The following is a 2,633-nucleotide window of genomic DNA, read 5'->3' on the forward strand; positions in this document are numbered from 1 at the left end:
CGTCGTCGACGATCGCTTTGATGACCTTCTTCATGTCGAAGGCCCGGCGCGGGTTGTCGGGAATGAGCTCGGCGAGCTTTTCCTCGCGCCGGCCCGGCGCGTCGTTGCCCTTCTTGATGGGCGGGGCTTCCTGGTTGTGGCTGGGGAAGAAGGAGAGATACTCGCGGATCTTTTCGATGCAGGCCTCGTCGGACTCCACTTCGAGATCGGCAACGCCCGAGACCTTCGTGTGGATCTTCGCGCCGCCAAGGTCCTGCTCGGAGATTTCCTCGCCCACGGCGGCCTTGACGAGATAGGGCCCGGCCAGCGCCATGGAAGAGGTCCCCGAGACCATGGGCACAAAATCGGCGAGCCCCGGGATGTAGGCCGTCCCCGCCGCGCCGGGGCCCACCATGGCGCAGACCTGCGGGACGACGCCGCTCATCACGGCCTGCTCGCGAAAGAGAAAGCCCGCGCCGGCGAACATGCTCGGCGAGGTCTCGTGGGAACCCGCGCCCCCACCGCCGCCGCCGATGCGCGCGCCCGCGCTGTCGATGAGCCAGATGACCGGGATGCGCCACTTCAAAGCCATCTCGCGAAGGCGCGCCATCTTCTCCTCGCCCACGCGGCCCATGCTGCCGCCCATCACGGTAAAGTCATAGGACGCAATCGCCACGCGGCGCCCGTCCACCTCGCCGTAACCGGTCACCACCCCGTCGGCCGGGCTCTGCACCGGCTTGTCGCCGTGATGACGCCCCAGCAGGCCGAACTCGAAGAAGCTCCCCTCATCGACGAGCAGCCGGATGCGCTCGCGCGCCGTGAGCTTGCCGCGCTCGTGCTGGCGCGCCACCTTGTCGGCGCCCCCGTGCTCCTGCGCCTCCGCGCGCGCCTTCTCCAGCTTCGCAATGCGTTCCTTCATCAGATCGCCCATGGCCCGTGTCCTTCCCAGTCGGCCGCCGGGAAGCCCCCCGGCGCCGTGATGTTTCATTGAGCCCAAACGACGGTAGGAGCGGCCGGGGTGGGGGTCAAGGGGAGCGTTACGGCGCTCAACCTGGTAGACTTTTCGCCATCGAGGAATCAGTGGGCGCGACTTACCACGCAGAGCCACCGCCCAAGAGGCGGCCATGGACACGCGACGAACTGCTCGTTGTTCTCGATTTCTATTGCCGCACCCCGTTTGGAAAGCTCCACCAGCACAACCCCGACATCATTGCGCTCGCCGCACTGGTTGGTCGCACGCCGAGTTCGGTCGCGATGAAGGGCTGCAATTTTGCCAGTCTCGATCCGCAGCATCAGCGCCGGGGTCGGTCCGGCTTGAAGGGCGCAGCCAAAGCGGATCGCGCACTGTTCGAGGAGTTCATTCTGCCGGCACGGTGGACCGATCTACTCGTCGAAGTCAGTGCCGCCCGCGCGCGGTTGCAGGCGCAGGCTCCGGATCAGGGGACAATGGTGGCGGAAGAACAGGCCGCATACTTCGCCGAGCGTGATACCGAGGCGACGCGCGAGGTGAAGACGCGCCTCGTTCAGCGCTTTTTTCGGGACGCCGTGCTTGGCAGCTACGACAACGAATGCGCGTTCTGCAGCCTCCCGAACGGCAAGCTGCTTGTCGCCAGCCACATCGTTCCGTGGGCGCATGATGAAAACCGCCGCGCCGATCCGCGCAATGGGCTTGCGCTGTGCGCGCTGCATGACAAGGCTTTCGACCGTGGCCTGATGAGTGTGGGCGAAGACTTCCGTATTCTGGTCTCTGAGCAGCTACTCCAGACGAAGACTGATTCAGAGTTGCACCATGTCGCCTTCTGTCACATCGCCGGGGCAGAAATGAATCAACCCTCCCGGTTCGCGCCCGATTCCGAAGCACTGGCGCATCACCGGCAGGAGATTTTCATTCCGGGGTGACACATGGACGATTCGGTAACGATCACGCTCAGTCGGAACGATTTGGGTCAGATTCTCGACGGACTCGAATGCCGCTGTGATACGTGGCGGGCGACGGCCCGTTACCTCATGGGCGAAGACATCGGCGCACAGGCGATTGAGGAATGCAGCGATGCCGCCGAAGCGAGCGCGATTGCAGCCACTTACGAGCGCATCATGGACGCGATGCGTGTACAGTTGAATCCCAGGTAACCCCCGTTCACCGATTTCTTCCCGGGCCGCCCGGCGGGGCGCTAGCCTTGGGGCATCTCCTCATCGGGCAAGCGGGGGACGGATGCATATCAAGACGGACATCTGCGTGATCGGCTCGGGTGCGGGCGGGGCGGTGATCGGCACGGAGCTGGCGCTGGCCGGGGCGAGCGTCACGGTGCTGGAGGCCGGCGGGCCGGCACCGCTGGCAAAGCTGGGCGAGCCCATTACCCGCTCCTTTGCGCGGGTGATCCGGCAGCGGGTGGCGACGCTCTCGCTCGCACGTGGGACGCCGGTGCAGCCCATTATCCATGGCATCTGCGAGGGCGGCTCCACCGCGCTCAACGCCGGCAGCGCGTTCAGGCTCCCGGAGTTTTTAAAACGCCGCTGGAGTGAGCTCGGCATCGAGGGCTTTGCCGAGGCCGAGGACCGGGTCGACACCTTCATTCAGGTGAGCCCCACCGAGGATGATCTGCTCGGCGCCAACGGGCGCAAGATGCTCGCCGGGGTGCGCGCCCTCGAATGGA

4 protein-coding genes are annotated in these 2,633 nt (G+C 65.6%); 3 read left to right on the forward strand and 1 reads right to left on the reverse strand.

What is annotated here, in order from left to right; genetic code table 11:
- Nucleotides 1–898, reverse strand: an 898-nt coding sequence (locus KDH09_19755) for an acyl-CoA carboxylase subunit beta (GenBank protein MCB0221943.1), incomplete at its 3' end; no start/stop codon positions are given.
- Nucleotides 899–1,059: 161 nt separating this feature from the next.
- Here KDH09_19755 and KDH09_19760 point away from each other — a divergent pair.
- The 3 genes from KDH09_19760 to KDH09_19770 form a co-directional block, all read left to right on the forward strand.
- Nucleotides 1,060–1,878 carry an HNH endonuclease gene (locus KDH09_19760; protein MCB0221944.1) on the forward strand — a complete coding sequence of 273 codons (819 nt, stop codon included), beginning with the start codon at nt 1,060–1,062 and terminating at the stop codon, nt 1,876–1,878.
- A 3-nt stretch (nt 1,879–1,881) separates the two neighbouring features.
- Nucleotides 1,882–2,109 (forward strand): hypothetical protein, encoded by a 228-nt coding sequence (locus tag KDH09_19765; GenBank protein ID MCB0221945.1) that lies wholly within the window; start codon nt 1,882–1,884, stop codon nt 2,107–2,109.
- A gap of 82 nt (nt 2,110–2,191) precedes the next feature.
- Nucleotides 2,192–2,633 (forward strand): GMC family oxidoreductase (locus KDH09_19770; protein MCB0221946.1); only part of this gene is annotated, 442 nt, incomplete at its 3' end.

This window comes from Chrysiogenia bacterium (genome assembly GCA_020434085.1).
GTDB lineage: Bacteria > JAGRBM01 > JAGRBM01 > JAGRBM01 > JAGRBM01 > JAGRBM01.